This window comes from Paraburkholderia caffeinilytica, from assembly GCF_051027425.1.
Classification (GTDB): Bacteria; Pseudomonadota; Gammaproteobacteria; order Burkholderiales; family Burkholderiaceae; genus Paraburkholderia; species Paraburkholderia caffeinilytica_A.
Genome location: NZ_CP186553.1, coordinates 3,328,909 through 3,354,167, shown reverse-complemented (window position 1 = coordinate 3,354,167; position 25,259 = coordinate 3,328,909). Strand labels below are relative to the sequence as shown.

The 25,259-nt window shown below is 62.0% G+C and carries 19 protein-coding genes, 1 pseudogene and 1 riboswitch; of the genes and pseudogenes, 13 read left to right on the top strand and 7 right to left on the bottom strand.

Features of this window, described 5'->3' with window-relative positions; genetic code table 11:
* Window positions 1-30: 30 nt before the first annotated feature.
* The 3 genes from ACOSV0_RS35365 to ACOSV0_RS35355 all read right to left on the bottom strand — a co-directional run bounded on the left by ACOSV0_RS35365 (window position 31) and on the right by ACOSV0_RS35355 (window position 3,607).
* Window positions 31-2,133: an FUSC family protein gene (locus ACOSV0_RS35365; protein WP_434112548.1), complete on the bottom strand. Its 2,103-nt coding sequence runs from the start codon at window positions 2,131-2,133 to the stop codon at window positions 31-33.
* A gap of 6 nt (window positions 2,134-2,139) precedes the next feature.
* Complete coding sequence (locus ACOSV0_RS35360; RefSeq protein ID WP_434112546.1) at window positions 2,140-2,598, bottom strand: MarR family winged helix-turn-helix transcriptional regulator; 459 nt, start codon at window positions 2,596-2,598, stop codon at window positions 2,140-2,142.
* 100 nt (window positions 2,599-2,698) lie between these two features.
* A complete protein-coding gene (locus ACOSV0_RS35355) occupies window positions 2,699-3,607 on the bottom strand; it encodes a LysR family transcriptional regulator (RefSeq protein WP_434112545.1) in 909 nt (302 codons plus the stop codon).
* 201 nt (window positions 3,608-3,808) lie between these two features.
* On the opposite strand from ACOSV0_RS35355, the gene ACOSV0_RS35350 reads away from it, so the two are divergent.
* From ACOSV0_RS35350 to ACOSV0_RS35335, 4 genes are all read left to right on the top strand, one after another.
* Window positions 3,809-4,864: a porin gene (locus ACOSV0_RS35350; protein ID WP_434112543.1), complete on the top strand. Its 1,056-nt coding sequence runs from the start codon at window positions 3,809-3,811 to the stop codon at window positions 4,862-4,864.
* Window positions 4,865-4,941: 77 nt separating this feature from the next.
* Entirely contained in the window at window positions 4,942-6,018 is a 1,077-nt protein-coding gene (locus ACOSV0_RS35345) for an alpha/beta hydrolase (protein ID WP_434112541.1), read from the top strand.
* Window positions 6,015-7,373 carry an MFS transporter gene (locus ACOSV0_RS35340; protein ID WP_434112539.1) on the top strand — a complete coding sequence of 453 codons (1,359 nt, stop codon included), beginning with the start codon at window positions 6,015-6,017 and terminating at the stop codon, window positions 7,371-7,373. The genes ACOSV0_RS35345 and ACOSV0_RS35340 overlap by 4 nt, the downstream gene beginning before the upstream one ends.
* 42 nt (window positions 7,374-7,415) lie before the next feature.
* Entirely contained in the window at window positions 7,416-8,429 is a 1,014-nt protein-coding gene (locus tag ACOSV0_RS35335; protein ID WP_434112537.1) for an alpha/beta hydrolase, read from the top strand.
* A gap of 90 nt (window positions 8,430-8,519) precedes the next feature.
* On the opposite strand, the gene ACOSV0_RS35330 is transcribed toward ACOSV0_RS35335, so the two are convergent.
* Entirely contained in the window at window positions 8,520-9,104 is a 585-nt protein-coding gene (locus ACOSV0_RS35330) for a histidine phosphatase family protein (protein WP_434112536.1), read from the bottom strand.
* 87 nt (window positions 9,105-9,191) lie between these two features.
* Window positions 9,192-9,281, top strand: a riboswitch (adenosylcobalamin (AdoCbl) riboswitch).
* Between the two features lie 52 nt (window positions 9,282-9,333).
* On the opposite strand from ACOSV0_RS35330, the gene ACOSV0_RS35325 reads away from it, so the two are divergent.
* Together ACOSV0_RS35325 and ACOSV0_RS35320 are read left to right on the top strand one after the other, a co-directional pair.
* On the top strand, window positions 9,334-9,555 hold the full coding sequence (locus ACOSV0_RS35325) for a CbtB domain-containing protein (protein WP_434112534.1): 222 nt from the start codon (window positions 9,334-9,336) through the stop codon (window positions 9,553-9,555).
* Between the two features lie 11 nt (window positions 9,556-9,566).
* Window positions 9,567-10,313: a CbtA family protein gene (locus tag ACOSV0_RS35320; protein WP_434112533.1), complete on the top strand. Its 747-nt coding sequence runs from the start codon at window positions 9,567-9,569 to the stop codon at window positions 10,311-10,313.
* Window positions 10,314-10,688: 375 nt separating this feature from the next.
* Here the strand turns inward: ACOSV0_RS35320 and ACOSV0_RS35315 are convergent, their stop codons facing one another.
* Together ACOSV0_RS35315 and ACOSV0_RS35310 are read right to left on the bottom strand one after the other, a co-directional pair.
* Entirely contained in the window at window positions 10,689-12,605 is a 1,917-nt protein-coding gene (locus ACOSV0_RS35315; RefSeq protein ID WP_434112532.1) for an FUSC family protein, read from the bottom strand.
* A gap of 412 nt (window positions 12,606-13,017) precedes the next feature.
* Window positions 13,018-13,842: a 2OG-Fe(II) oxygenase gene (locus tag ACOSV0_RS35310; protein ID WP_434112530.1), complete on the bottom strand. Its 825-nt coding sequence runs from the start codon at window positions 13,840-13,842 to the stop codon at window positions 13,018-13,020.
* Between the two features lie 253 nt (window positions 13,843-14,095).
* Here ACOSV0_RS35310 and ACOSV0_RS35305 point away from each other — a divergent pair, with 253 nt between their 5' ends.
* A complete protein-coding gene (locus ACOSV0_RS35305) occupies window positions 14,096-14,938 on the top strand; it encodes an FAS1-like dehydratase domain-containing protein (RefSeq protein WP_434112528.1) in 843 nt (280 codons plus the stop codon).
* A gap of 77 nt (window positions 14,939-15,015) precedes the next feature.
* Here ACOSV0_RS35305 and tssM read toward each other — a convergent pair.
* A pseudogene (tssM, locus tag ACOSV0_RS35300) lies at window positions 15,016-17,349 on the bottom strand (type VI secretion system membrane subunit TssM); the annotation flags it as partial.
* Here tssM and tssE point away from each other — a divergent pair.
* From tssE to ACOSV0_RS35270, 6 genes are all read left to right on the top strand, one after another.
* Entirely contained in the window at window positions 17,347-17,904 is a 558-nt protein-coding gene (gene tssE, locus ACOSV0_RS35295; protein ID WP_434112526.1) for a type VI secretion system baseplate subunit TssE, read from the top strand. The pseudogene tssM and the gene tssE sit on opposite strands and share 3 nt — an antisense overlap.
* A 55-nt stretch (window positions 17,905-17,959) precedes the next feature.
* On the top strand, window positions 17,960-19,840 hold the full coding sequence (gene tssF / locus ACOSV0_RS35290; RefSeq protein ID WP_434112524.1) for a type VI secretion system baseplate subunit TssF: 1,881 nt from the start codon (window positions 17,960-17,962) through the stop codon (window positions 19,838-19,840).
* Window positions 19,840-20,883, top strand: coding sequence for a type VI secretion system baseplate subunit TssG (tssG, locus tag ACOSV0_RS35285; protein ID WP_434112522.1), 1,044 nt, complete (start codon window positions 19,840-19,842; stop codon window positions 20,881-20,883). Before tssF ends, tssG begins: the two co-directional genes overlap by 1 nt.
* A gap of 15 nt (window positions 20,884-20,898) precedes the next feature.
* Window positions 20,899-21,993, top strand: a complete 1,095-nt coding sequence (locus tag ACOSV0_RS35280; RefSeq protein WP_434112520.1) for an ImpA family type VI secretion system protein — start codon at window positions 20,899-20,901, stop codon at window positions 21,991-21,993.
* A 377-nt stretch (window positions 21,994-22,370) separates the two neighbouring features.
* On the top strand, window positions 22,371-23,870 hold the full coding sequence (gene amaB, locus ACOSV0_RS35275; RefSeq protein ID WP_434112518.1) for an L-piperidine-6-carboxylate dehydrogenase: 1,500 nt from the start codon (window positions 22,371-22,373) through the stop codon (window positions 23,868-23,870).
* Between the two features lie 155 nt (window positions 23,871-24,025).
* On the top strand, window positions 24,026-25,198 hold the full coding sequence (locus ACOSV0_RS35270) for an NAD(P)/FAD-dependent oxidoreductase (protein ID WP_434112516.1): 1,173 nt from the start codon (window positions 24,026-24,028) through the stop codon (window positions 25,196-25,198).
* Window positions 25,199-25,259 lie beyond the last annotated feature (61 nt).

The window sequence follows — 25,259 nt, the reverse complement described above, 5'->3', positions numbered from 1 at the left end:
GGAGAGAGATTGGATTGCGGGACGGGCGCATCAGGCAGCGGTCTCCGGTTCGGGCGGCGTGGGCGTGACTAGCGTGGCCGGAAACAGCGAAAGACGCAAGCCGACCAGCGCGTGCAGCGCCTCGCGCAATCTACGCGCCGAGGTTTGCGCGGTCGGGCTCGGCGCGCCGGCATTGGCGAGCCCTTGTGCCGTGACGTGCGCCACGGCTGCGTCGATGGACGACATCAGACTCGCCGGCACCGGTTGACGCACGCGCCGGTCGATGCAGGTTTCGAAGTATTGGCTCACATCTTCGAGCACCTGATCGATGGAGGCCGGCGCTTCGCCGCCGAGCTTGCGCGTCAGGCGGCGCAGATCGAGCGCGTTGAAGGCGATGCGCAGATCGCGGAAACTTTCGATCGACGGATGGCGATGGTCGTCGGTCGCGGCAAGGCGCGGGATCAACTGCATCAGGCGGTCGAGCATGCGTGCGGCAAGATTGCGCGGGTCTTCGATCGTTCGCGTGGAGGCGGTCAGCGCCACGTCGGCCCAGCTCGAGCGCAGCAGCCGCGAGGCCGCGAGTTCAGCGCCGAACGGGCGCGTCACACGGGTCCACAGATAGGCGTAGAGCAAGCCCGCGAGACCGGCGAGATTGCTGTTCAGGAAGATCAGGAAGTCGGCCGAGTAGGCATCCTGAATGCTGATGAAGGTGGCTGTATTGACGGCCACCAGCACCGTCACCATGTTGAACTGCGGGCGCGGGATCAGCGTGCCGACAAAGATGAACGGCGCGGCGAACAGGACGACCAGCATCGGGAAATCATGCACATGCGGCAGCACGGCGAACAGATAGATGCCGGCGGCCACCACGCTGATCGCCGTGGCGACGAAGAACTTGAACACCATGGGCGCGGGTTCGTCGAGCGCGGCGAAGAAGCAGCAGGCGACCGCCGCCAGCGTCACTGCACTGGCGCCGTCAGCCCAGCCCGAGCTGATCCACAGACTGCATGCAATGATGACCGCTGCGCCTGCGGAAACCGTCGAGAACAGCATGATGCCGCGGTCGAAGAACCGCTCGGTGCCGCCCAGCCGCCAATGGCGAAAACGTGGCCGCCATGAGCCTTCTTCGCGCGTGATGATGATGCGCAGCGAGCGGCAGTCCTGCCACACGTCGATCACCTGTTTCATACGCCACAGCGCGTTCGAAAGCAGCGCGCCGTCCCATTTCGCGAGCGCGGCCGGCAGTGGTTGCATGGCTGCGATGCGCGCGCGTAGCGCGTCGGCAGCGGGGTCGGGGTGATAGCCCTCGCTAGCCGGGGAAAGCGGCGCATTGAACCATTTGATGACGTCGCCGAGCAACGCTTCGAGCCCCTCGGGCCATGTCTGCCGGCCGCTGTTGTAGAGGGCGACGAGCGGATCGGCGAGTGCGGACATCATTGGCAGCAGGAGTTGCATGCGCCCGCGCAACTCGTGAGCACGGGCCAGAATGTCCGGCCGGGTATGGTCGTAGGCAAGCTGGCTCAGCAGCAGTTCCAACCCGTTGATCGTGGCTGCGATCCGCTGGCGGGCCCCCGAGATCGCGGTGCCCGCAATGCGTCCGGACAGCGTTTCGGTTGCGTAGAACGCGGCGTCGCGAAACCACGCGTCGGTCCGCTCGATGATGGTGGGTGCGAGCCGGCTGGGAAACAGCGAACTGCCGACAATGCTCGCGCATACGATGCCGAGCGTGATCTCTTCGGTGCGGCTGATCGCCAGATCGAACACGCCGCCCGGATTGGTCACCGAAGGCAACGCGATAATCGGCATGGTGTAGGCCGCCAGCATGAAGACATAGCTGCGCGCGGTGCGGTCAGCCACTGCCAGATACAGCAACGTGCCGGTCCACAACGCGACGACCACGCTGAACAGATACGGCGATTCGACGAACGGCGGCACCAGCAGCACCGCGGCCGACGCGCCGAGCGCGGTGCCGAGCGCGCGATAAAGCGCCTTGGAGCGGGTCGCGCCGACAAACGGATTCGACACGATGTAGACGGTGGCCATTGCCCAGTATGGCCGCGGCAACTCGAGCGAGAGGCCGATGTAGAGCGCGATCATCGCCGCGGCAAACGTCTTGACAGAGAACAGCCAGTCGCGGATGGAGGGATAGACCATAGGCCGTTACTCGGAATTCCCGGCATTGGGCGGCGCTGCCTCGGCCGTGAAAGCGGCCAGCACCCGCAAGGTCGCTTCGAGATCGCTGCGCGAAATACCTTTCAAAGCTTGCGCACGCAACGTAACGAGCTCTTCTTCCATTCTAGCGGTAACGGCGCGGCCTTCATCGGTAAGCGTTACGGTCTTGGCGCGCCGGTCTTCGGGGTCTTCGTCGCGGCGCATGAGGCCGGCCGCGCACAGTTGATCGAGCAGCCGCACGAGCGAAGGTCCTTCAATACCGATGTGATCGGCCAGCGTGACCTGCCGCACTGCTTCGCCGAGGCGGCTGGCGGCGAGGAGCGGTGTGGCGCACGCTTCGGAGACATTGAAGGCCGCGAGCACGCCATGACTCGTGCGCCGCCATTTTCTGGCAGCGACGATCAGCGTGCTGCTGACGGTGCGGCGCAAGGCATGGAGATTCGACATGGCCGCTATTGTATTTCCTAAATATTCGTTAGCAAACTATTGAATTTGAATTTTTCGTGAATGTGTCTTCGCGGTTGAATGCCGCGAAGACTTGCAGCGCTCAACCGCGAGCACGCTCCTTCACCAGTTCGATAAAGCGGGTCGCCGCGCTATTGCGCAGTCCGGCAGGGTAAGCAAGATGCAGCGGCGCGCTCAACTTCGAGGGATCCGTCAATGTGCAATACACGGTCCCCACCTGGTCGTATCGTTGCATCGAGGCCGGCACGAGCGTCACGCCCAACCCGGCTGCCACCAGATTGATACCCGACACCATGCGCGGCACCTCGCGCGCAATCCGTGGTACGAACCCGGCCTGTCTGCAAGCTGCGAGGATATCCGCATACATGCCGGGCGCCCCTGGCCGGCGCACAAGAATGAAATCCTCCTGCGCCAGCGCTTTCAACGACACCTGGGGCCGTCTCTTACCCGCGCTCTTCAGCAACGGATGTCCGACCGGCAGCACCACCACCATCGGTTCGTCGAGCAGTAACTCGAATGCCACGCCTTCGCGTACATCGACCGGTTTGCGGAGAAATGCGGCCTGAATCTGTCCTGCGGCCAGACGCTCGATAATCTCCGCCGCGTTGAGCTCGGCAAGCTCCACGGCGACTTCAGGACACACGGCGCGAAAGGCCCGGATCGCCTCCGTCGTGAAGGGATGGAACGCCGCCGAACTGGTGAGGCCGATCGAGATCGTGCCGAGCTCGCCGCGCGCAATCCGGTGCGCTTTGTCTACCGACTGCTGCAGGTCTTGCAGCAAACGTTGCGCGTCTTCTGCAAAGGCTTGGCCCGCAGGTGTCAACGTGACGCCGCGCGGCAGACGTACAAACAGCTCGAAGCCGACCTCTTCTTCCAGCGTTCGAATCTGCTGCGAGAGCGGCGGCTGTTGCATGGCCAGCCGCTCGGCCGCGCGCGTGAATTGGCCTTCCTCGGCAACGGCCAGGAAGTAGCGCAAGTGACGAAGCTCCATCGTGTTCCATCTCCTTGACCGTGTTCTGCACGCTATTTCCATCCATATTTTATAGATATGGATGGTGCATAAAACAGGTATTTTACATTTACCACGCCCAATCCTACGATCTCGTCCATCGCATCGACCGAGGCTCGCGTTGCTCACGGCAATCAGGCTCGAACGCATGACGACATACAACAACATCGACAGGAGACGGCAGTGAAAAAACAATGTGCGGTGGCCGCATTGGCCTTGGTGGGTAGCGCGGGTGCACATGCGCAGGCGTCGGTCACGCTGTACGGTTTGATCGACACGAACATCGAATTCCTCAACCATGCGGGCGCAAGCGGTGGCTCCATGGTCCGGGAAAATTCCGGTGGACTGAGCAATTCGCGCTTCGGTTTTCGTGGGACTGAAGACCTTGGTGGCGGCAACAAAGCGTTTTTCATTCTCGAAGCGGGCTTCAACGGCAACGACGGCACCAACGCAACCGCCGGCGTGCTATTCAATCGGACTGCTGCGGTCGGGGTATCGAATGATGCATTCGGTGCGTTGTCGGCCGGTTTGCAATACACGGCGATGTACGACACGTTGATCAAATACGATCCGATGGTGTTCGGCCAGCAATACACATGGATGCCGACCACCGGTTCCGCGGACGGTTTTTCGTTCAAGGCGCGCGTGAACAACTCGGTCAAGTACGTGGGCCGCTTCGGCGGATTGACGGCGACAGCGGATTACAGTTTCGGCGGCACGGCCGACTCGTTCCAAAGCAGCGCGGCATATGGCGGCGCGCTTGACTACGATGCTGGCAGCTTTGCCGCAGCGGTGGCCTACGACTACCGCAACGGCGCCATCAATTCGACCGGCATGTGGACCAAGTCGCGTAACTGGAGCGCCTCGGCGCGCGAGCAGATCGGCGACGCAACCATCATGGGCGGCTACGAACACTATCTGTTCAACCCGACCAAGGGCAAGACGGTGTCGTCGGCGTTGTGGTTCGGCGGCGTGCGCTATCTGATCGCGCCGACGTTTCGCGTGACCGTCGCCGCGTATTACCAGAGCAACAAGGCGGACAACGTGTCGAACTCGTTGATGGGCGTGCTCGGGACGGACTATATTCTGTCGAAGCGAACCGATGTGTACGCAACCGTTGCCTATGCCGCTTCCACGCGCTATGCCAACGGCCAATACACGCCAGTCGGCTTGACGAGCGATACCGCGTTCGGCCCGAACCAGACGGGCGTGACGCTTGGCATCCGGCACAGGTTCTGAGTTTCTGCATTATTAAACGACGGATTTGACGATGCGCCGCGTTCAAGACAGTGCACGGGCTATCAGGAGCAAGTTGCATGACATTCAAACTTTCACGACGGTTGGCGATGGGATGCGTGACAGCGGGCGCCGCGACGCTGGTATTGCTCACGCAACCGGCATTTCCGGCGAATCCCCACGGCTCTCATCTGAAACCCGTGGCGACGATCTCGGATACCCGATTCACGATCGACACGCCGCAAGGGCAAGCTGAATTTCCGCTGTATCTATCGAAGGATTGGACCGTCGCGCAACCGCAGGTGACGCGTGCGGTGATCGTGATTCACGGCAAGCTACGCAATGCGGACGTGTACTTCCGCACCGCGCAGAATGCACGCGAGGCGGCGCATGCGGACGCCGGCAGCACGCTCCTGATCGCGCCGCAATTCCTCGCCACGCTCGACTTGCGCGTGCACGACGAACCGGCCGATATGCTGCGCTGGACAGGCGACGCGTGGATGGGCGGGGAAGCGGCGCGGGCGCCGTTGCCCATCAGTTCATACACGGTGCTGGACGCGATTGTGACGCGCCTGGCGGATCGCACGCTGTTTCCGAATCTGCGGCACGTGGTGATTGCAGGCCATTCAGGCGGCGCGCAGGTTGTCCAGCGCTATGCGGTAGCGGCGCGTAACATCGACGTGCTGACGCGTGAAGGCATCGACGTACGCTACGTGGTGGCGAACCCATCCACGTATGCGTATTTCGACGCGCAACGGCCGAATGCGCAAGGCGTGGCAGCGCCGTTCGACGCCGCGCAATGCGCTGACTTCAACCAGTGGAAATACGGCATGGACAATCGGCCGCCCTATCTCGACGACCGCTCGCCCGCGCAACTCGAAGCGGCTTATGCGTCGCGCCGGGTTGACTACCTGGTCGGCGGCGCGGACGACGATCCGCAGCAAAGTGCGCTCGATAAAAGCTGTGCCGCTGAAGCGCAAGGTCCGCAGCGCTTCGCGCGTGCAGAAGCGTATTACCGGTACATCCAGTCGCGTCATCCGGAAGGCCTGAAACAGAGCTTGCATATCGTGCCGGGCGTCGGCCACGACGGCGCGCGTATGTTGACGTCGGTCTGCGCATTGTCGGCGATGTTCGACACTAAAGGGTGCGAGCAATGAGCGAGGCGAGCGTGAACCAGCATGACGGTGCGGCGTCCGCCACGGAGGCATCGAACGGCTTGAGCCCGTCGATGGTGCGGCGCGCGATCTTCGCCTCGGTGCTCGGCAACGGGCTTGAATGGTTCGATTTTCTGATCTACGGCTACTTCGCCAAGATCATCGCGCAGGTGTTCTTTCCCGGCGGTAGCGGCTTCGTGTCGATCATGCTGACGCTCGCCACGTTCGCCGTCGGCTTTATCGTGCGGCCGATCGGCGGCATTCTGCTGGGCATCTATGCGGACCGGGCAGGGCGGCGCAAAGCGCTCTCGCTGCTGATCATCTCGATGGCGGCGAGCACGCTGTTGATGGGCCTCACGCCGGGTTATGCCAGCATCGGCATCGCGGCGCCGTTGCTGGTGGTGTTCGCGCGCCTGTTGCAAGGGCTCTCGGTGGGCGGGCAGTTCGCGACGGCCTCGGCGATGCTCGTCGAGTACGCGCCGCCGCACAAGAAGATGTTCTACGGCAGTTTCAACATGTCGGCGCAGGCGTTCGCGTTGCTGCTTTCGTCCGGTGTCGGTTATCTGCTGACGACGCAACTCACGCACGAGCAACTCGTGGCGTGGGGCTGGCGTCTGCCGTTTCTGTTCGGCGCGCTGGCGGGACCGTTCGGCTTTTATATCCGGCATCGCGTGGCCGAGTCGCCGGAGTTCGAGCGCCTGCTCGATCAGAAGGACAAGCCGCCGCGCGTGACAGTACGCCAGTTCTTTCGCGACAACGGCGACGCGGCGATCTGTGCAATGGGCGTGATCATCATCGGCGCGGCGACCAACTATGTGTGGCACTCGTATCTGTCGGTGTATGTCGAGCGGCAATTGCATCTGCCGCTGTCCACGGCGCTGCTCGGCGCGTTCGTCTCGGGCGTGCTGAATCTGTTCCTGTTTCCGCTGTCCGGCAAGCTTGCCGATCGTTATGGCGCATACCGGCTGTTCTATCCGATCGTGATCGCGTGGATGGTGTGCGTGTATCCGCTTTACCACTTCGTGGTGACGAATCCGACGCCGGGGCATCTGTTCATCGCGCAGATGGTCGCGACGGTGTTTCTCGCCGCCATGTCCGGTTCGCATCCGGGCATGCTCGCGACGCTGTTTCCAGTGCGTAGCCGTTCGGCGGGCGTGGCGCTCTCGTACAACATTGCGGTGACGCTGTTCGGCGGCATGGCGCCGCTCACGATTACCGGCTTGACGCATCTGACCGGCAGCAGTTTGACGCCGGCTTTCTATCTGATTTTTGCCGGTTTCGTCTCGCTCGCGATGGTGTATTTCACGCGCTCGGGGCGCGAACCGGGTGGCGCAGCGGCGCAGTTCGTCACGCGTTAGACGCATCTTGCCGGATTCATTGAATTAACCAGAGCTTATTGCATGACCCAGCCTTTGATTACAGACGACGAACGCGCGCCGAATGAACGTCCGGTCGCCGTTGTCGCCAGCCGGCATCTGAGTGTCGAAACGCATGCGGGCAGTGGCACCGTGCCGGTGTTCGCGAACGGCGACTGGCTTGCGCCGACCCGTGATGTCAGGCGTGCGGTGATTCTGATTCACGGACGTTTGCGCAATGCAGACGCGTACTTCGATCTGGCGGAGCACGCGTGCGCGCTGGCAGGTGGCGATGCTGCCGATACGCTGCTGATCGTGCCGCAGTTTCTTGCCGGCGCCGACGTTAGCGCGCATGCGCTGCCACCGTCCACGCTGCATTGGGAATGGACTAGCTGGATGGGCGGCGAGAACGCCGAAGGGCCGGCGCCGATCAGTTCATTCGATGTACTCGACGCCATTCTGCAGACGCTGGCATCGCGCGAGCAGTTTGCGTCGTTGAGCGAAGTGGTGATCGCCGGGCATTCCGGCGGCGGCCAGGTGGTGCAACGTTATGCCGTGGTGGCCCAGGGTGAGGCGCCGCTCGTCGCGCGTGGGATCGCGCTGCGCTATGTGGTCGCGAATCCTTCGTCGTATGTGTACTTCGATGCAATGCGGCCGACCGCATCCGGCGAGTTCGAGACTTTCGATGCGATGGCGTGTCCGTCGTTTAATCGCTGGAAGTATGGGCTCGAAGATTTGCCTGCGTATGCTTCGAGTAGAGGGCGCGCGGGTTCTGCTGACGCGCTCGAATCGCGCTATGCGCGTCGCGAAGTCACTGTGCTGCTCGGCGGCGCGGATTGCGATCCGCAGCATCCTGCGCTCGACCGGTCATGCGCGGCGCAGACCCAAGGTGCGCATCGGCTGGAACGAGGACTGGCTTACGCGCGCTATATGGCGTTGCGGCATCCGGACGCGGCGGCGAGGCATCACACCTTTGTGATCGACGGCGTCGGGCACGATGCGAAGGGGATTTTTGCATCCGCGCCTGGGTTGGCGGCGTTGTTTGGTGTTGGTGGTTGAGGTGAGTTCTTGAGGCGCTTATCGAGGCGTGCGGCTATTCAGAACGATGGACTTCGCTCGGCGGACGTTGCGACCGCCCCATTACTGTGACTATGACGCCGGCCACCATGTCCAGCCGCGCAGCGAGCGTCGCAACTCGACTGTCGAGAGCGGCGCGATTTCGATGCGCGAAAACACAGCGGGCGATGCCGCGAGCGCATAAACGATGGCGGCCCGGATCACCGGCGCGTGCGTGACGGCGATCACATTTTGCGTTTTACGCGATTCTTCGCTTGATGCATCGTCTAGCGTATCGAGCCACCGTCCTACCCGTTTCACGAGTTGACTGAAGGACTCGCCGCCATGCGCGGCAGCGTCGGGATCGTGTGTCCACGCGCTGAGGTCCTGCGGCGCTTCGAGGGCGAGATCGGCGAGGCGGCGTCCATGCCATAGACCGTAGTCCACATCCGCCAGTCCCTGCTGGACCGTGGCGCTAAGACCCAGAGCCGATGCCGTATCGCGTGCGCAGGCGGCCGGGCTGACGAAAACCGCTGCGTCGTCCGGAATCGACAGGCGTTCCCGCGCGGCGGCTGTTTCGGCGAGGCCGCGTGCATCGAGCGGATCGTCGGCGGGGAAGCGGGCCGCGCGCATCGCTGCGGTCGATGCGTGGCTGATCAGTAACAGCCGTATGTCCATTCAGTTCATTTCCATAAAGACCGGCCTGAGACGAGACGCATGCTTTGCCTTGCCGGAGCATAAAGTTTAGCGCGTAGAATAGCGGCACTGCGAAGCACGGAAGCCGGTGAGAGCCCGGCGCGGTCGCGCCACTGTAATCGGCATTCACAAGCCGAAAGCCAGACCTGAGCTTCGTAGCATCCCTTTTCGATCGACTATCGGGGCGCGTTACCCCCAGGAGATGTCCACTATGACTCACGCTGTTTTCGATTCCGCGGCTCAGCCCGTCGCCCAACCCACACCGATTCCGCTGCGTGAACTGCTGCCCTGGATCGTGTTCGGCGGCCTGCTGCTGTTGCTCGCGATTTATTTCGTTGGTGCGGAAGAAGGCGCCACCTCGCTGGTGCCTGGCATGTATGTGCACGAATTCGTGCATGACGGCCGCCATCTGCTCGGCTTTCCCTGCCACTAACGGAGTCGAACATGGTCGGTAAATTGTTGGTACGCGGGATGCTTGCAGGCATCGCCGCGGGATTGCTCACGTTCGGCTTCGCCAGACTGGTGGGCGAACCGCAGGTCGATCAGGCGATTTCCTTCGAGGAAAAGGCCGACGCCGCCAAAGGCGAAGCACCCGAACCCGAACTGGTGAGCCGCGATACGCAAGCGGGCCTCGGATTGCTGACGGGCGTGGTGACGTATGGCGCAGCGTTCGGCGGGCTGTTCTCGCTGGTGTTCGCGTATGCGTACGGCCGCGTCGGCGCACTGAGTGCGCGCGCGTTGTCCGCATGGCTGGCGCTTGGCGCGTTTATCGCGCTGGTGATCGTGCCGAACATCAAATATCCGGCGAATCCCCCCTCGGTGGGCGACCCCGAGACGATCGGAATGCGCACCGGCTTGTTCTTCCTGATGATCGCCATCTCGCTCGCCGCGCTGGTGTTCTCTCTGAAGGTGCGGCGCCGCGCGGCGCTGAAGCTGGGCGCGTGGAATGGCTCGATCGTGGCCGGCATGGTGTTTGTCGCGATCATTGCCGCTGTGCAATTTTCGATGCCGACGATCAACGAAGTGCCGGCGGCTTTCCCGGCAGTGCTGTTGTGGAAGTTCCGCGTCGCGGCAATCGGGATGCAGGTGATTATGTGGACGACCATCGGGCTGCTGTTCGGCGCCCTGGTCGAGCGGAGCAAACTGCTGGCTCCCGCGACCCGCAGCACGGCGAAGTCCGCTTATCTTTAATGTGAACGGCGTGATCGCGTGAGCCGCGGTGAAGCTGCTTACTCCTCAGCGCAAAGGGCGTGACCGCGCAAACGGTCACGCCGACGTGCAGTGCGCAAGAATATAAATACATCAAGCACTTGGCGCGTTTGCCCGAATGTTATCCACAGGCTTGCGAACAGAATCTGTGGATAAGCCGCCCCTCCGCACGACACCCGTCCTCGCGACCCGCATCGTCGTTCACCGCTGCATCCCCTCGCGCCGCAAGCAACAAACCGATTTGCGTCAAGCACTTAGGTGCGTAGCCCCGTTGTTATCAACAACCCTATGAACATTTTCTGTGGACAAGTTCCGTGGCCGCAATCGCACGCATGGCGCGTGGTTCGAGATCGCCGCCTAAGCGCTTTTCCCCCGGAGGGCCCAATTGAACATCTGCCGCGTTTCGGCAGCCGGCTGCGTCAACCGATCGAACAACTGTGCGACGGCGCCATCTAGCTGAGCCAGTGCCGTTGCTTTTGCCGGATCGACATCGACGGCGGCAGTCACCGGCACACGCTCATCCAACTCGCCACGTGCGGAACCCGCTGCGCCACTGCTATACCGCGCGATCAACGAATCCAGTCGCGCCACAATCGATTCCAGATGCGCCGCGCCGGCATCCACCGCATTGCGCGCTGCATCTTCCGACGACGCGCCGTGCCGCGAAGGATCGCTCAACACCCGCGCCCAGTGCAAACAACATAGCAGCGAACCGGTGGCAAGCTCGACGCCGGGATTCCACACCACTACGCGCTGCGTCTGCAGCGGTTTCAGCGCGATCCGCAGATCATGCCAGGTGCGATCGAGCTTGCGCATGGCCGGCGCCGTCCCGGACGTTTGAGCGGCGGAGCCCGCAAGCCGTACGACCTCGCGCAGTGCGCCAAGCACAGCTCCAAGCCTCGTTTCGACATGCCGGGTCGCCGCAAGCGGCATCATCAACATCGCCACGGCAAACGACACGAGACAACCGATCAGCACTTCCTCGATCCGCAATTCGACCAACGGTCCCATCGCGAAACCCAGCTCGCCATACACGAGCCCGACGAGCACGGTGATGAAGAACACGCCCGGCGCGTACGCACTCAGGATGTAGTAAGCCCAGCCGAACACGCACAGCACCATCGCAGCCACGAGCAGCACGGGCGAGTCGTGTAGCGGCGCGACCAGCAACACGCTGACGAGCGCGCCTGCCAGCGTTCCCACCAGGCGCTGCGCGCCGCGATAAACCGTGTCAGCACGGGAGCGCGTACCGAGAAACACCACGAACGTCGTGATGACCGCCCAGAACCAGCGCTCCGGAGACAGCGAGTGGCCGATCAGCATCGCGAGAAAAGCTGCAGTTGTGGCGCGTGTGGCGGGCAGCCAGCAGAGCTTTGCGCGCCAATCGGCAAACCGTTGCGCCACGGATATGGCGCCTGCACCGTCAGGCGTCAAAGGAGACGCGCGTCGTTCATGGTCCCGATGCGCGATCCCTTTGAGCCGCGCAATCGCGTGACGCAGCACGTCGGCACTTGCCTGCGCGCCGCTATGTGCCGGCGCGGAAGCAAACGCGTGCTGCCCAGCCGCGACTTCCACTTCGACAATTCGCTCGCGAATCGTCTCGGCATCGGGCGGATTCAGCAACGCCAGTTGTTCTTCGAGCGAGAGCGCCGCTTCGTTCAACGCTGAAAGATGCGCTGCACCCGGTGCGGCCAGTACACGCGATGCGCGCAGCGTCACCGTGTGAATGGCGAGCCGGAAACTGGCAGTGGCCCGCATCGGCACGATCACACGGCCGACCAGCGCGACTATCAGCGGGCCAAAAGCGGACAGCAACAGCGATTGCACAATGTGCAAGGACGAGGGATGCAGATACAGCCCAAGATAGAAACACACTACGCCCAGCATGGCGCAACCCAGCGCGCGCGGACCGCACGCCTGGACCAGCATGCCGACGAACATCACGATCAGAAAACCCGCGTCGCCGGCGAGCGGATAACGGCTCAGCACGCCCGCTGCGGCGAAGCATGCACAGGCGTAGAGATAAAGACAGAACAGTGTGCCGAACCAGGCCGGCCGCCGCGCATCGCGCACGAACAGGGGCGCCACCATCGCAAAGAGGATGCCGGGCGCGGCGAGGGTAATCGGTTGGTGATGCAAGACGGTCCACGTGACGCTGGCAATGCCGGTTAGCAGGCAGGCAAGCGCGACACGCAGCGCGGTATGGAGACGCACGAGTCCCGGATCCGTAACCAGCAGGCGGTCGGCGACGCGCGAAAACGCGGCAGCAATCATGATCGATGATATCCAGGCTAAATGGCCGCCACCGGCTTTTGGCCGATTGCGACAGAGCGGGCATGCGAGCCCGCCAGCTTCGTATCGTCGAATGAGGCCGCCATACCGGGATCACCGGTTGAAAGCCCCGTCCGACGACGGGCGATAACACTCGAACCGTCATGCCGGGCGCGCTGCAAAGGGTGGCGCAGCGCATCCAGCGGGTTCGGGTTTTCCCGGATGATACCGGTTCAAAATTACCGTTGTCGAATTTTTGCGGCGGCGCAGCAGCGGCGCGGACGGGGCGTCGATGCCCGGCGAGCAGAAGCGCTGCGCCGGTAAGGACGACGCCAGCCCAGCGGATCGCTCCGTGGCTCGGCGGCGCGTTCATCGAGACCGAGTGGCGCCGTGTCGAACTCAATCAAGTACTCAATCAGGCCGCGTCGTGGAAAATCACGCCGAGCGTGTGCCGGTGGCCTGAACGCAGACGGCTCACGCCGTGTCGCAGATTCACGCGGTACACGCCGCGCGTACCTTGCACCGGCCGATGATGAACCGCAAACACCACCGCGTCGCCCTTGCCGAGCGGCACGACTTCCGTGCGCGACTGCATCCGCGGACGCTGCTCCGTCATGACGAACTCGCCGCCCGTGAAATCCTCGCCCGGCTCGGACAGCAGAATCGCGACCTGAAGCGGGAACACGTGCTCGCCGTATAGGTCCTGATGGAGGCAGTTGTAGTCGTCCGTGGCGTATTGAAGAATCAAGGGCGTCGGGCGCAACTGACCGGCGGCGTGACAGCGCTCGACAAAGTCGGCGTGCACGGCCGGATAGCGCACATCGATATTCATCGCTTCATTCCAGCGATTCGCGACCGGCGCAAGGCGCGGATAAAGCGCCGTGCGCAAATCCGCGACCGTTTGCGGCAGCGGGTACGCAAAGTACTTGTATTCACCACGACCGAAACCATGCCGGGCCATCACGACACGGCTGCGATACAGGTCTTCACGCGGATAGAGCGCGGTCAGCGCGTCGCATTCCTGCGCACTGAGCAGGTTGGGCAGCATCGCGCAGCCGTAGCTGTTCAGTTCTTCTTCGGCGTCGAACCAGTCGATTGCGTCGACACGTCGCGCAAGCGGGCCGATGACGGTGCCGGAGTCCGCCTCCGATACCTCGGCATGTTTCGGTTCGGGCGCGAATCCGAGCTCCAGTTCCAACGCCGTCGAGTGCGAGTGCCTATTCTTCGCGACCGTATTCATGAGCATTCTCCGTAGGGCGATTTATCGAGCGATGACGGAGTGTACGCACGCGTCGAAGGCCACGCACTCCGACTCTTGCTCTCCAATTCCCGTATTGTTATGGCTGCGCCACTCGTATCCGCCGCGCGGATGCCCGAGGCGTCTGATGCAAGAGAAACAACCTGATTCGAACATGCAAACCTCGCAAAACCCGCGGCGAGGTTCATCGTAGGACCCAGTTCAGCCCCATAAGCGCATCCGGAGATTTTTGCCCATGTCTGACTCCCCAGAGAAACTCGACGACTGGCTCGACAAAGAGGAGGTAGTCGACGACGACATCACCGCTTTTCCGCTGGCAGCCATGGCGGCCACTCTGGACCGGGAGGAAAGCGGCGATGCGGTGCCACCGCTCTGGCACTGGCTGTACTTTCTGCCGATTGGGCCGCTGTCCGATGCCGGTCTGGACGGGCATCCGAAGCGCGGCGAATTTCTGCCGCCGGTACCGCTGCCGCGCCGCATGTGGGCCGGCGGCCGCCTGACGTTCCACGCGCCGCTCAAAGTCGGCGAGCGTGCGAAACGTACGTCGACCATTGCCAATATCGAGGACAAGACCGGCCGCTCGGGCCGTCTCGTGTTCGTGACGGTGCAGCATGCGATCGAAGCCGGCGGGGAGCTGAAGATCGAGGAAGAGCACGACATTGTTTACCGCGATGCGTCGCAGGAGGGCGCCCGTCCGCCGCAAGCGGCGCCTGCGCCTGAGGGCGAGACGTGGAGCCGCACTGTCGATGCGGATGCTGTGATGTTGTTCCGTTATTCCGCGCTGACCTTCAATAGTCATCGCATCCACTACGACTACCCGTACGTGACCGGAGTGGAGGGCTATCCTGGTCTGATCGTGCACGGCCCGCTAATCGCGACGCTGCTGGTCGATCTGGTGCGCCGTGAGCAGCCGGGCGCGACGCTGCAAAGCTTCGCGTACAAGGCGGTGCGGCCGACTTTTGCCGGCCAGCCTTTCACGGTATGCGGTAAACCTTCTGCCGACGGGAAGACCGTCGATCTGTGGGCTAAAGACCACGAGGGGTATCTGACCATGCGCGGTACGGCAGCGCTTGCCTGAGATGCGCGGTGGTCGGTGTTGGTTGCGCGCGAGGCATGATTGGCCGTATGTCGTGCCGCGCGGCTGCCGGTCCTACTTCAATCTCCCGCGTGTGTCGAAGGCAACCCTGGCGGCAATCCCACCGGCGCTCCGCTATCCGGCAAATTGAACATGGCCATCGAACTGGGACATTGAAATCCCCGCAGAACATCGCCCGTCAGCGGATTGGCGACGCTGCCCGCGCTCGCAATATCGAGCACGACCTTGCGTCCGTCGAAATCGAATTCAACGCGCGTGCGGCCACGGGTCGCCGTATTAATTAGCGTCCCTTTACCTAGCAGACGCAGCAGCGCCCAGGGGCCGTCGGTTGCGATCGCTGAGGTATTCGAACGAACGCGCGGGTTCGCTGAGATTTCCGCATGTGCGCCGCCGCGCGGTCCGGGCCACGTGATGGAAAACGGCCGGACGGGGCCGTGCTGGTATTGCTCGCTCTGACCGTCGATATCGAGCACGAGCCCGGTGATCGTCGGATCGAGTTCAGGGATGGTGATGTCGGCCTTCCACGCGAGCTTTTTCTGCCCTGGGTCGGTGAAGAACACGTCGCGGATGGCTTTCGCTCGTTCGAATGGCGCCAGACTCGGCCCTTGCACCGGCTCGGTTGCGCCCGGAAGCGTTTTATAGCGCCACGGTTTCGCCGACGTATCGACGAACGGCGCCAGCGTCTTTGCAAAGAAGTCGTCGATTACGCCGCCCTGCGCGAATACGCGCGTGAAGTCATCGGTGTTCACGTCCTGTTTGCTTTCGGACGCAAACGGATAGTTGCCGTCGACTGTCACCCGGCATGCATCGCCAATGGTCGCGATCATCTGACGCGACAGCAGTTGACCAATGCCCTGATTCACTTCCCGCGAACCCTGGATGGCCAGATCCCGTATGACGTCCCGAAACGGGGCGGGCAACGTGTCCGCCGTCAACTTGAGTTTCACCGCGGCGTCGCTGGCGGGCGGCATGCTGTTGTTCGTCAGCGCATTGTCGGCGACCGTCAATACCGTGTAGTAGTTGTTCAACTGACTCGTGAGGCCGTCGAGTTGCGGCGGCGCGCTCTGCGTGGTGGGTTGAGCACCTGTCTGCGCCGACGTTTGCACTTCGCCGCTACCTGTCACCACTTCGCGCAACGCCGCAAAGCGATCGTCGACCATCTCGCGTTCCAGACGCTCCTCGGCGCGGATGCCCAACGTCTGATCGGTCTTCTGTCCCAGTTGCCCTGTGGCCTTCTGCAAAAACGACTTCTCGTCGCCAGCGGGCGTGCGGGTTAGCGTCGTCTCCCTGACTGCTGCGCGTGCAAGCCTTGAGAGCGGCGAATCAGGCGCTGCGAAGCTGCGCAATATCTGGAGGTTAAACGCGAGACTCGTCCCCGTCACGGTGCGGATAGTCGATAGGAATGTGTCCCAGCGTTGTGCGTATTCCGTTAAATATTGACGACGGATTTCTTCGGTAAGCGGATCGTCACCTATGCCGGCACCGCTCGCAATTTCAGACGTTTTTTTTTGAGCATCGCCAAGTAAGCTGTGGCCCATCACCCATGCATCGTCGTCGCGCGCCAACTGGACGAATTCCGGCAGACGTTTGTCGAACAGGTTTCGATAACCATCATAGGTAAACAGACCCGGAATGCCGCGCGCAAGCGGCTCGCCATTAGCTCGCGTAAAGACGGTACCCGCCTGCGGGCCGACCGCACGCAGCAGCGTGAACTCCTCGGGGGCTTCTTTCTGCATGGCCGCTTTCGCCCGTTCATAGAGACGTTGGGTCGCATTGTTTGTGTCGAGAAACGCGCGAGCCTGCTGGATCAACGTGTCGTTCCTGACGAAGGGCGATTGCACGATGCGCTCCCCGGAGAAGAGCTGCGTGACGTGTTCGACCATCGAAGCACGTCCGCCGAATACCGATGCGCTGTCCGTTCGGGCCCAGTCTGACAGCACCCATGCCTTGACGTCGTCGGCGTTGTATTTGGCCTTGTCCTGCAACATCAGATACGCGCGCAAGGTTCGATAGGCCGTGTTGGCGTCTTTGCCGGCAATGGCTTCCGACAGAACCGTTTCCATGCGGCGCACGATCTGCGGCAGCAGCAGATTGTCTTCAAGCGCGTCATAGATGTGATGGCTCTCGGTCATCACTTGCGTGCCTGTAAAAAGACCGTAGCGATACGCGCCGTCCGGTGCTGACAGATCAAGTCCCGGATACGTCGCGAGATAACGGGCATCGGTGAGCGTGTCGGGCACGGCTTCGGGTTTTGGGGTCTTGTAGAGCGAAGTAACCTTCGCCGAAAGGGCCTGAGTCTTACGAGCGACTGCGTCAAGATAGGCGCGGTTGTGTCCGAGGCTTACCCACACTCCGCTGGCAAGCCATGCAAACACCAGTAGCGCCAACGCGTGCCGGCGCCTAAGAACAATCGTCGTGCGCTCACGGGCGAGTCAATCACCGCGCCACGCCGCGCCAACACGCGTCTGCTGCCGACCTTGCTCGACCGTCTGCGCGACGACGCGCCGCAACGGCAAGCCGAAACCCCCGACGACTACGCTGTGACTCGCGGACAAATGCGCGACATTTTGCAGCGCGATCTCGCCTTCCTGCTCAACACGACCAGCATCGAGGACCAGCTCGATCGCGTGCGCTATCCCGAGGCGGCCGCTTCGACGATCAATTTCGGTGTGCCGCCGCTGTCCGGCGCCTGGCTCGCCGCGCGTAAATGGGCCGACATCGAACAGATGATCCGCCGCGCGATCCGCGAATTCGAACCCCGCCTGATCCCGGGCACGCTTGTTGTGTTGCCGCTCGTTAAGGAAGATGCCGAAAACATCTACAACGTGTTGATGTTCGAAGTACGCGGGATGATTCACATGGACCCGTATCCCCTGGCGTTCATGGTGCAAAGCTCGCTCGACCTGGAAACCAGTCGTATGAATGTCGCCAGCGTACGCGTGAGCTAGGTGTCGTCGTCACACGTCGTCCTAACAACAAACCAACCAGAACGAAACCACCATCATGGACCCGCGACTGCTCGACTACTACAACCAGGAACTGATCTACATGCGCGAGATGGCGGGCGAATTCGCGCAAGCCCATCCCAAGATTGCCCGGAGGCTGGGCATGCAGACAGGGGATGTGGCCGACCCTTACGTCGAACGGATCATCGAATCGTTCTGCTTCATGTCCGCGCGCATGCAGATAAAACTCGACGCCGAGTTTCCGCGCTTTACTGAACGGTTGCTCGAAGTCGTGTATCCGAACTACGTTGCCCCGACACCTTCGATGGCTGTTGCACGACTGTTCCCAAGCCGCAAGGAAGGCAAACTCATCGAAGGCTTTTGCGTTCCGCGCGGTTCCGCATTTACCGCACGTGTTCCGGATGGAGAGCAGACCGCCTGCCAGTTCCGCAGCGGTCAGGACGTGACGCTCTATCCGCTGGAGATCGTCGATGCGCGGCTCACGGGCATTCCGCCCGACGTGCCATCACTTGATCGCTACGTGCCGGCCCACACCCAGGTGCGCGGTGCGTTACGTTTGCGCTTGCGTATGACGAGCGATGCGAACATCGCCGATCTGAAAGGTCTCGACACGTTGCCGGTGTATCTCGCTGGCGACGAACAGGTTGCGTCCCATCTGTTTGAACTGTTGCACACGACAAGCGTTTCGTCACTGACCGGTACGCCCGGCGACATTGGCCGCGCACCTCACGCGGTAACGTCGAATGCGGTTAGCCACGAAGGACTTGAACCGGATCAGGGGCTGCTGCCTCTAACCTGGGCGAGTTTTCACGGACACAACCTGTTGCACGAGTATTTTGCATGCCCGAGCCGGTTTTATTTCTTTTCGCTAAATGGTCTCGAAAGCGGTCTGCGGCGTATTACCGGCAAGGAAGTCGAAATTGTCGTTCTGCTGGACAGGGCGCCAGATGCGCTCGCGAATCTCGTCGACGCATCGCGCTTCGCACTCTTTTGCACACCCGTCATCAATCTGTTCCGGCAACGTACGGACCGTATCGAATTGACAAAGCGCGACACGGAATTTCATCTGGTTCCAGATCGACTGCATCCGCTGGACTACGAAGTGTTTTCCGTCGAGTCCATGACTGGCCAAGTCGCCGCTACGTCGGAACAGTTCGGGTTCCGTCACCTGTATCAGACGCTCAACAATGACGAAGGCAACTACGGGCGCTACTTCTCGATTCGCCGCGAGCGCCGGCTGATGTCCGACTCCGCGCGCCGCTACGGCACGCGTACACCGTACGTGGGTACCGAAACGTTCGTGTCGCTGGTCGACCAGAACGAAGCGCCGTATGCCGAGGCGATTCGATATCTGTCGGTTGACGCCTGGCTGACCAACCGCGATCTGCCGAACCTCGTGCCGCGCAACGGCGAACAGGATCTCTTCGTATCGGAATCGGCTCCGCTCGAGGGCATCGGACTGATCCGCGCGCCCAGCGCGCCGAAAGCACCGTACGCCGAGCGCGAAATGGCCTGGCGGTTGATTCGCCAATTGAATTTCAACTATCTGCCCCTGGCGGAACTCGATCATCGCGCCGGTGGGCAGGGGTTGCGAGACATGCTGCGGCTGTTCCTGACGGGCGACGACGAAGCGCAGCGCCGGCAGATCGAGAGTCTGGTCGGGGTGAAGACACGACCGGTGACCCGGCGTCTGCCCGGAGGCGGTCCGCTTGTTTTCGGGCGTGGTATTGAATGCTCGTTGACGGTCGATGAAACTGGGTTCTCGGGCACAAGTCCTTACCTGTTCGGTGTGGTTATCGAGCATTTTCTGGCGCGCCATGTCTCGATCAACGTCTTTACGCAAACCCAACTGCACTCAATGCAGCGGGGGCACGTTGCGCGCTGGGACGTGCGCATGGGTACGCGAGGCGCTGCCTGATGGATCGCGCTCCGTTCCCGGCCGTGATGCGCGATGCCGTGCTCTCACCCGAGCTGATCGAGCGGCTGCGCGCCGAACCGTGGCGTTATGGTTTTCTGAGTCTGCTGCGGCGCCTTGGAGCAAATTCGCGCATCCCACCGATCGGGTGTGCGCGGCGTCCGCAAGTGGAACCCTTTCGCCTGGGGCAGCAACCGAGCCTGGCTTTTGCACCTCGTGAGATTGCCGAGGCAGGGGAGATCGACGGCCGTCTCAAGGTGAAGCTGTTTGGTCTCGGCATGCTCGGCCCCAATGGACCATTGCCCATCCATGTCACGGAAATCGCGCGGGATCGCCAGGAGAGCAGGCGCGACAATACGCTTGTCGATTTTCTGGACATTTTTCACCACCGCTACCTGACGCTGCTCTACCGTGCCTGGTCGTCCGCGCAGGCGGCAGCCGGCCTGGATCGTCCAGACGACGAGCGGTTCTCGTTCTATGTTGCAAGCCTGTTTGGGCAGGACACGGATGAGATAGGCCGGAATCGGCTGCCAGCCCATGCACGCATGTCGGCTTCAGCCCATCTGATACGCGAAGCACGCAATCCCGATGGGCTTCGGGCCACGCTTGCGCAGTTCTTCGGCGTCCCCGTCGCAATTGAGGAACACGTCTGGAACTGGATCGAGGTCGACCCTGCCGAGCACAGCAAGCTTGGTGCGCCAGGTGCGCCTTCGGTGATGTCCGAGGGTGCGATGCTCGGCGAACAGGTTCCTGACCGGCAGCACAAGTTTCGGATCGTCGTCGGGCCGCTCGATATCGACGAATACCTGCGCTTCACTCCGCAGGGCAATGATCTTCCATTGCTGGTGGAGTGGGTCAGGGCTTTCATCGGCTATGAATTCGCCTGGGAACTCGAGCTGCGGATCGAAGCGCAGAGCGCACCGCCGGCCGTGATTGGGGGTGCGGAACGGCTCGGCTGGTCGGGGTGGCTCGGCCATTCGCGTACGGGAGAGCCGATTACGGGAATGCGCTTCGAACCCGAACACTACGCGCTGGTGGCGCAATAAATCGCAGATACTTCAATGAACGCGAAAAAACACAACGCGGGGAAAGCACGGAACCTCGATGTCGTTATCCATGACTGGCTAGGCCCCATTTCCGAGGACGCACCCTGTGGCGGCGACCTCGAATATGACCCGGAGTATGTCGTCCTGTCCGCGAAGACAGCCGCGCAACCGGACGCACAGTATGGCAACTTTGTCGGATCGCCGGAGCCGGTCAACTGGAGCGATATCGATCGCGATTGCCGCAGGCTGATGCTGCGTAGCAAGGATATTCGGCTAGCGGTACTGTTCGCGCGCAGCAGGACACGATTGACTGGCTGCGCGGGTTTTGCGGAGGGCATGTCTTTGCTGAGGCGCTGGCTCGACCTGTACCCCGACGCGATCCATCCACAACTCGTAGTGGACACGGATTGCGATGCGGCGTTGGAGATACGCTCGAACGCTCTCCAGGCATTGACCGACGCCGATGGTCTGCTGTCGGATCTGCGCGAAATATGCCTCGTGAAATCGACCGCAACGCGCTTGCAGGTGCGGGACGTGGAACGCGCGTTTGCCAGGCCACGCCTCGCCGATGCGCTGTCGCAGGATTCGGTGCGGCAGCAACTGGACGACCTGCGGGCACAGAGTCCTACAGTGTTGAGGGAATTCGATCAGGCGCTGGCAAGTTTCGAGGGCATCGAGGCATGGGCGGCATTGCATCTGCATTCATTTGCGCCGGACCTGTCCGCGCTGGGTAGATTGCTGCGGCTATTCGCGCGGCCAATTGAAAGTGACGCTGCGCACGACGCCATTCCGGACGACGAAACCGCCTGTGAGGCGCGGTTCGGTGCAGTGGATGTGCCATTCGACGACATAACCGCGGCACAAGCTGCGACGATGCCGGACATTGCCGAGCCGGTTCAACCCATGCGGAGAACCGGCTCGCATGTCACCGACCGGCAGGCCGCGCTGGACGCGATACGCGAGGCGCGGCACTGGTTCGAAACCCATGAGCCGAGCAGTCCGATCCCGGTTTTGCTCCGGCGCGCGGAGCAGTTCGTCGGCAAGCGCTACGCCGAGGCGGTGCAGGCAATCCCGCTGGAACTGCTGGTGCAGTGGGATGCCGAGGCGTGAACGTCGCATGCTCGTCGGCGCTTCCTCCGTGGCCATCGTCGTGCATTTCGATTTCATTTTTTCGCTTTGGGTGGTTATTGACCGCCCAAACGAGACTACACATGGACGAGTCAAGCATGTGTCGCGGTGCTTTTGAGTCGGGCCGGTATTTCCAATAAGAAACGGATAGACGGACGACGATACACCGCCGTCTGACCGACTGGCGCGTGCGCGGCAGCCATCGGGGCCGGAGCATTTCGGCGCTTATGCCAGGCACAGCAAGCCCGGCTGAGCATTCAGACACGCCGCCCCAGCCAAATACCCTTGCCGCCATAAAATCCCGCGTGTATAGTTTCCTAACTTACTCTTGTTTCGTATCGGAAATTAAAGGGATTCTCATGGACGCTTCCACCATCCTCGCCGACCTCGGCATCGCCCACGCGGCGCAAGCCGGCGATATCGCGGTTCATTCGCCGATCACCGGCGAACTCATCGGCCGTGTGGCCAGCAACACGGTGGCGGAAGTCGACGTGGCCCTCGCCAATGCGAAAGAGGCGTACACCGCCTGGCGCAACGTCCCGGCGCCCCGCCGCGGCGAACTGGTGCGCCTGCTCGGCAATCGTCTGCGTGAAAAGAAGCAGGCGCTCGGCAGCATCATCACGCTCGAAACCGGCAAGATCCTGCAGGAAGGCATGGGCGAAGTGCAGGAAATGATCGACATCTGCGATTTCGCGGTCGGTCTGTCGCGCCAGTTGTACGGCCTGACGATCGCGTCGGAACGCCCGGGCCATCGTATGGCTGAAACATGGCACCCCATGGGTACGTGCGTCGTGATCTCGGCATTCAACTTCCCGGCGGCGGTATGGTCGTGGAATGCGGCGCTGGCGCTGGTGTGCGGCAACGCGGTGATCTGGAAGCCGTCGGAAAAGACGCCGTTGACCGCGCTCGCCGTCAATCAGATTCTCAGCGAGGCCCTGGAGGAATTCGGCGATGCGCCGGCCGGCCTGACCGCGCTGATCAACGGTGGCCGCGATGTCGGTGCGAAGCTGGTGGCCGACCCGCGTGCGTCGATCGTCAGTGCGACGGGCAGCACGGAAATGGGCCGCACGGTCGGCGTAGAAGTAGCGAAGCGTTTCGGTCGCTCGCTGCTCGAACTCGGCGGCAACAATGCGGGTATCGTCGCGCAAACCGCGGATCATGAACTCGCGATGCGCGGCATCCTGTTCTCGGCGGTGGGTACGGCGGGGCAACGTTGTACTTCGCTGCGGCGTCTGTTCGTGCACGAGAGCGTGTACGACAAAACCATCGAACGTCTGAAGCAGTTGTACAGCAAGGTGCCGATCGGCAATCCGCTCGAAAAGGGCACGCTGATGGGGCCGCTGATCGACAAGCAGTCGTATGCTCGCATGCAGGAAGCGTTGCAGCAGGCCACGGCGGAAGGCGGCAAGGTGTTCGGTGGCGAGCGCGTCGAGGTAAGGGGTTATGAAGGCGGTTACTACGTGCGCCCGGCCATCGTCGAAATGCCGTCGCAAACGGCGGTGGTGCTGAAGGAAACGTTCGCCCCGATTCTGTATGTGCTGCGCTATTCGGATTTCGCGGATGCAGTTGAAGCGAACAATGCGGCGGTGCATGGTTTGTCGTCGTGCGTATTCACGACTGACCTGCGCGAAGCCGAACGCTTCCTGTCCGACTCGGGCAGCGACTGCGGTATCGCTAATGTGAACATTGGCCCGAGCGGCGCGGAAATCGGCGGCGCGTTCGGCGGCGAGAAGGAAACCGGCGGTGGTCGTGAGTCGGGTTCGGATGCGTGGAAGGCCTATATGCGCCGCGCGACCAACACGGTCAATTATTCGTCGGCGTTGCCGCTCGCGCAGGGCGTCGACTTCAATATCGGCTGATCCGGTCAGTAGCCACACAGCAAAAAACAATCAGGCGGTAGAGCATTAAGCAGAACGCAGCGGCGCATTCGTGCGCCGCTGTTCACAACCTCTTTCAGCAATCCGTTTGCGCCGCCCGCCGTTTCAGAGCGGCCACGCTACTCGTGGAGTAAGACGTGAGTTCCAAGGTCGTGATCGTCGGCGGTGGGGTGATCGGCAGCTCGATTGCGTATTTTCTGCGGCTTAATGATCCGTCGGTTAGCGTCACGGTGATCGAGCGTGACCCGACTTATGCGCGTTCGTCGTCGGCATTGTCGGCGGCATCCATTCGCCAGCAGTTTTCTACGCCGCTTTCCATTCAGATGTCGCTATTCGGCATCGAGTTTCTGCGCTCGATCGGCGAGCGGCTCGATATCGACGGCGCGAAACCGTCGATCGATCTACACGAAGGCGGTTATCTTTTTCTTGCCACGCCTGCCGGCGAGACGACGCTGCGTGAAAATCACGCACTGCAAAAGCGTCTCGGCGCCGACATCAGTTTGCTCGACAAGGGTGCGTTGCAAGCGCGCTTTCCCTGGCTCAATACGGAAGACCTCGTTGCCGGTGCTTATGGCGAAAGTGGTGAGGGCTGGTTCGACGGTTATGGTTTAGTGCAGGCGCTGCGAAAAAAAGCGCAGGCGCTTGGCGCGCGCTATGTTGCCGCCGACGTCACCGCACTGCATCGCGAAGGCAAACACGTCACGCAAGTTCAAACTGCGAATGGCGAGGTCCACGCCTGCGATTTCGTCGTGAACGCTGCCGGCGCCTGGTCGCGCAAAGTCGCACAGATGGCCGACATCGATCTTCCGGTGTTCGCACGGCGCAGAAGTATCTTCAACGTCACGTCGCCCGCGCGGCTCGAACATTGTCCTTTGCTGATCGATCCGAGTGGCGTGTATTTCCGGCCCGAGGGTGCATCGTTCATCTGCGGGACGTCACCGTCAGCGGATAACGATCCGGATGACTTGCCGCTCGACGAAGTCGATCACGCCCTATTCGACGACGTGATCTGGCCGACGCTCGCACACCGCGTGCCGCAATTCGAAGCGCTGCGCGTGCAGAATTGCTGGTCAGGTTATTACGAATACAACGTGCTCGATCAGAACGCGATCATCGGCTATCACCCCGACGTCGATAACTGCATTTTTGCCAATGGGTTTAGCGGGCATGGTCTGCAACAGGGCCCGGCAACCGGTCGCGGCATCAGCGAATTGATTCTGCATGGCCGCTATACGACGCTCGATCTCGGTTCGCTGAGCTTCGCCCGTGTGCTCGAAAACCGGCCGATCGTGGAGAAGAACGTGGTTTAGCCGGTGCGCTGGAGGTGATGCGGAAAACGCAATATGTCGTGCATAGATATCGTTTGCCGCC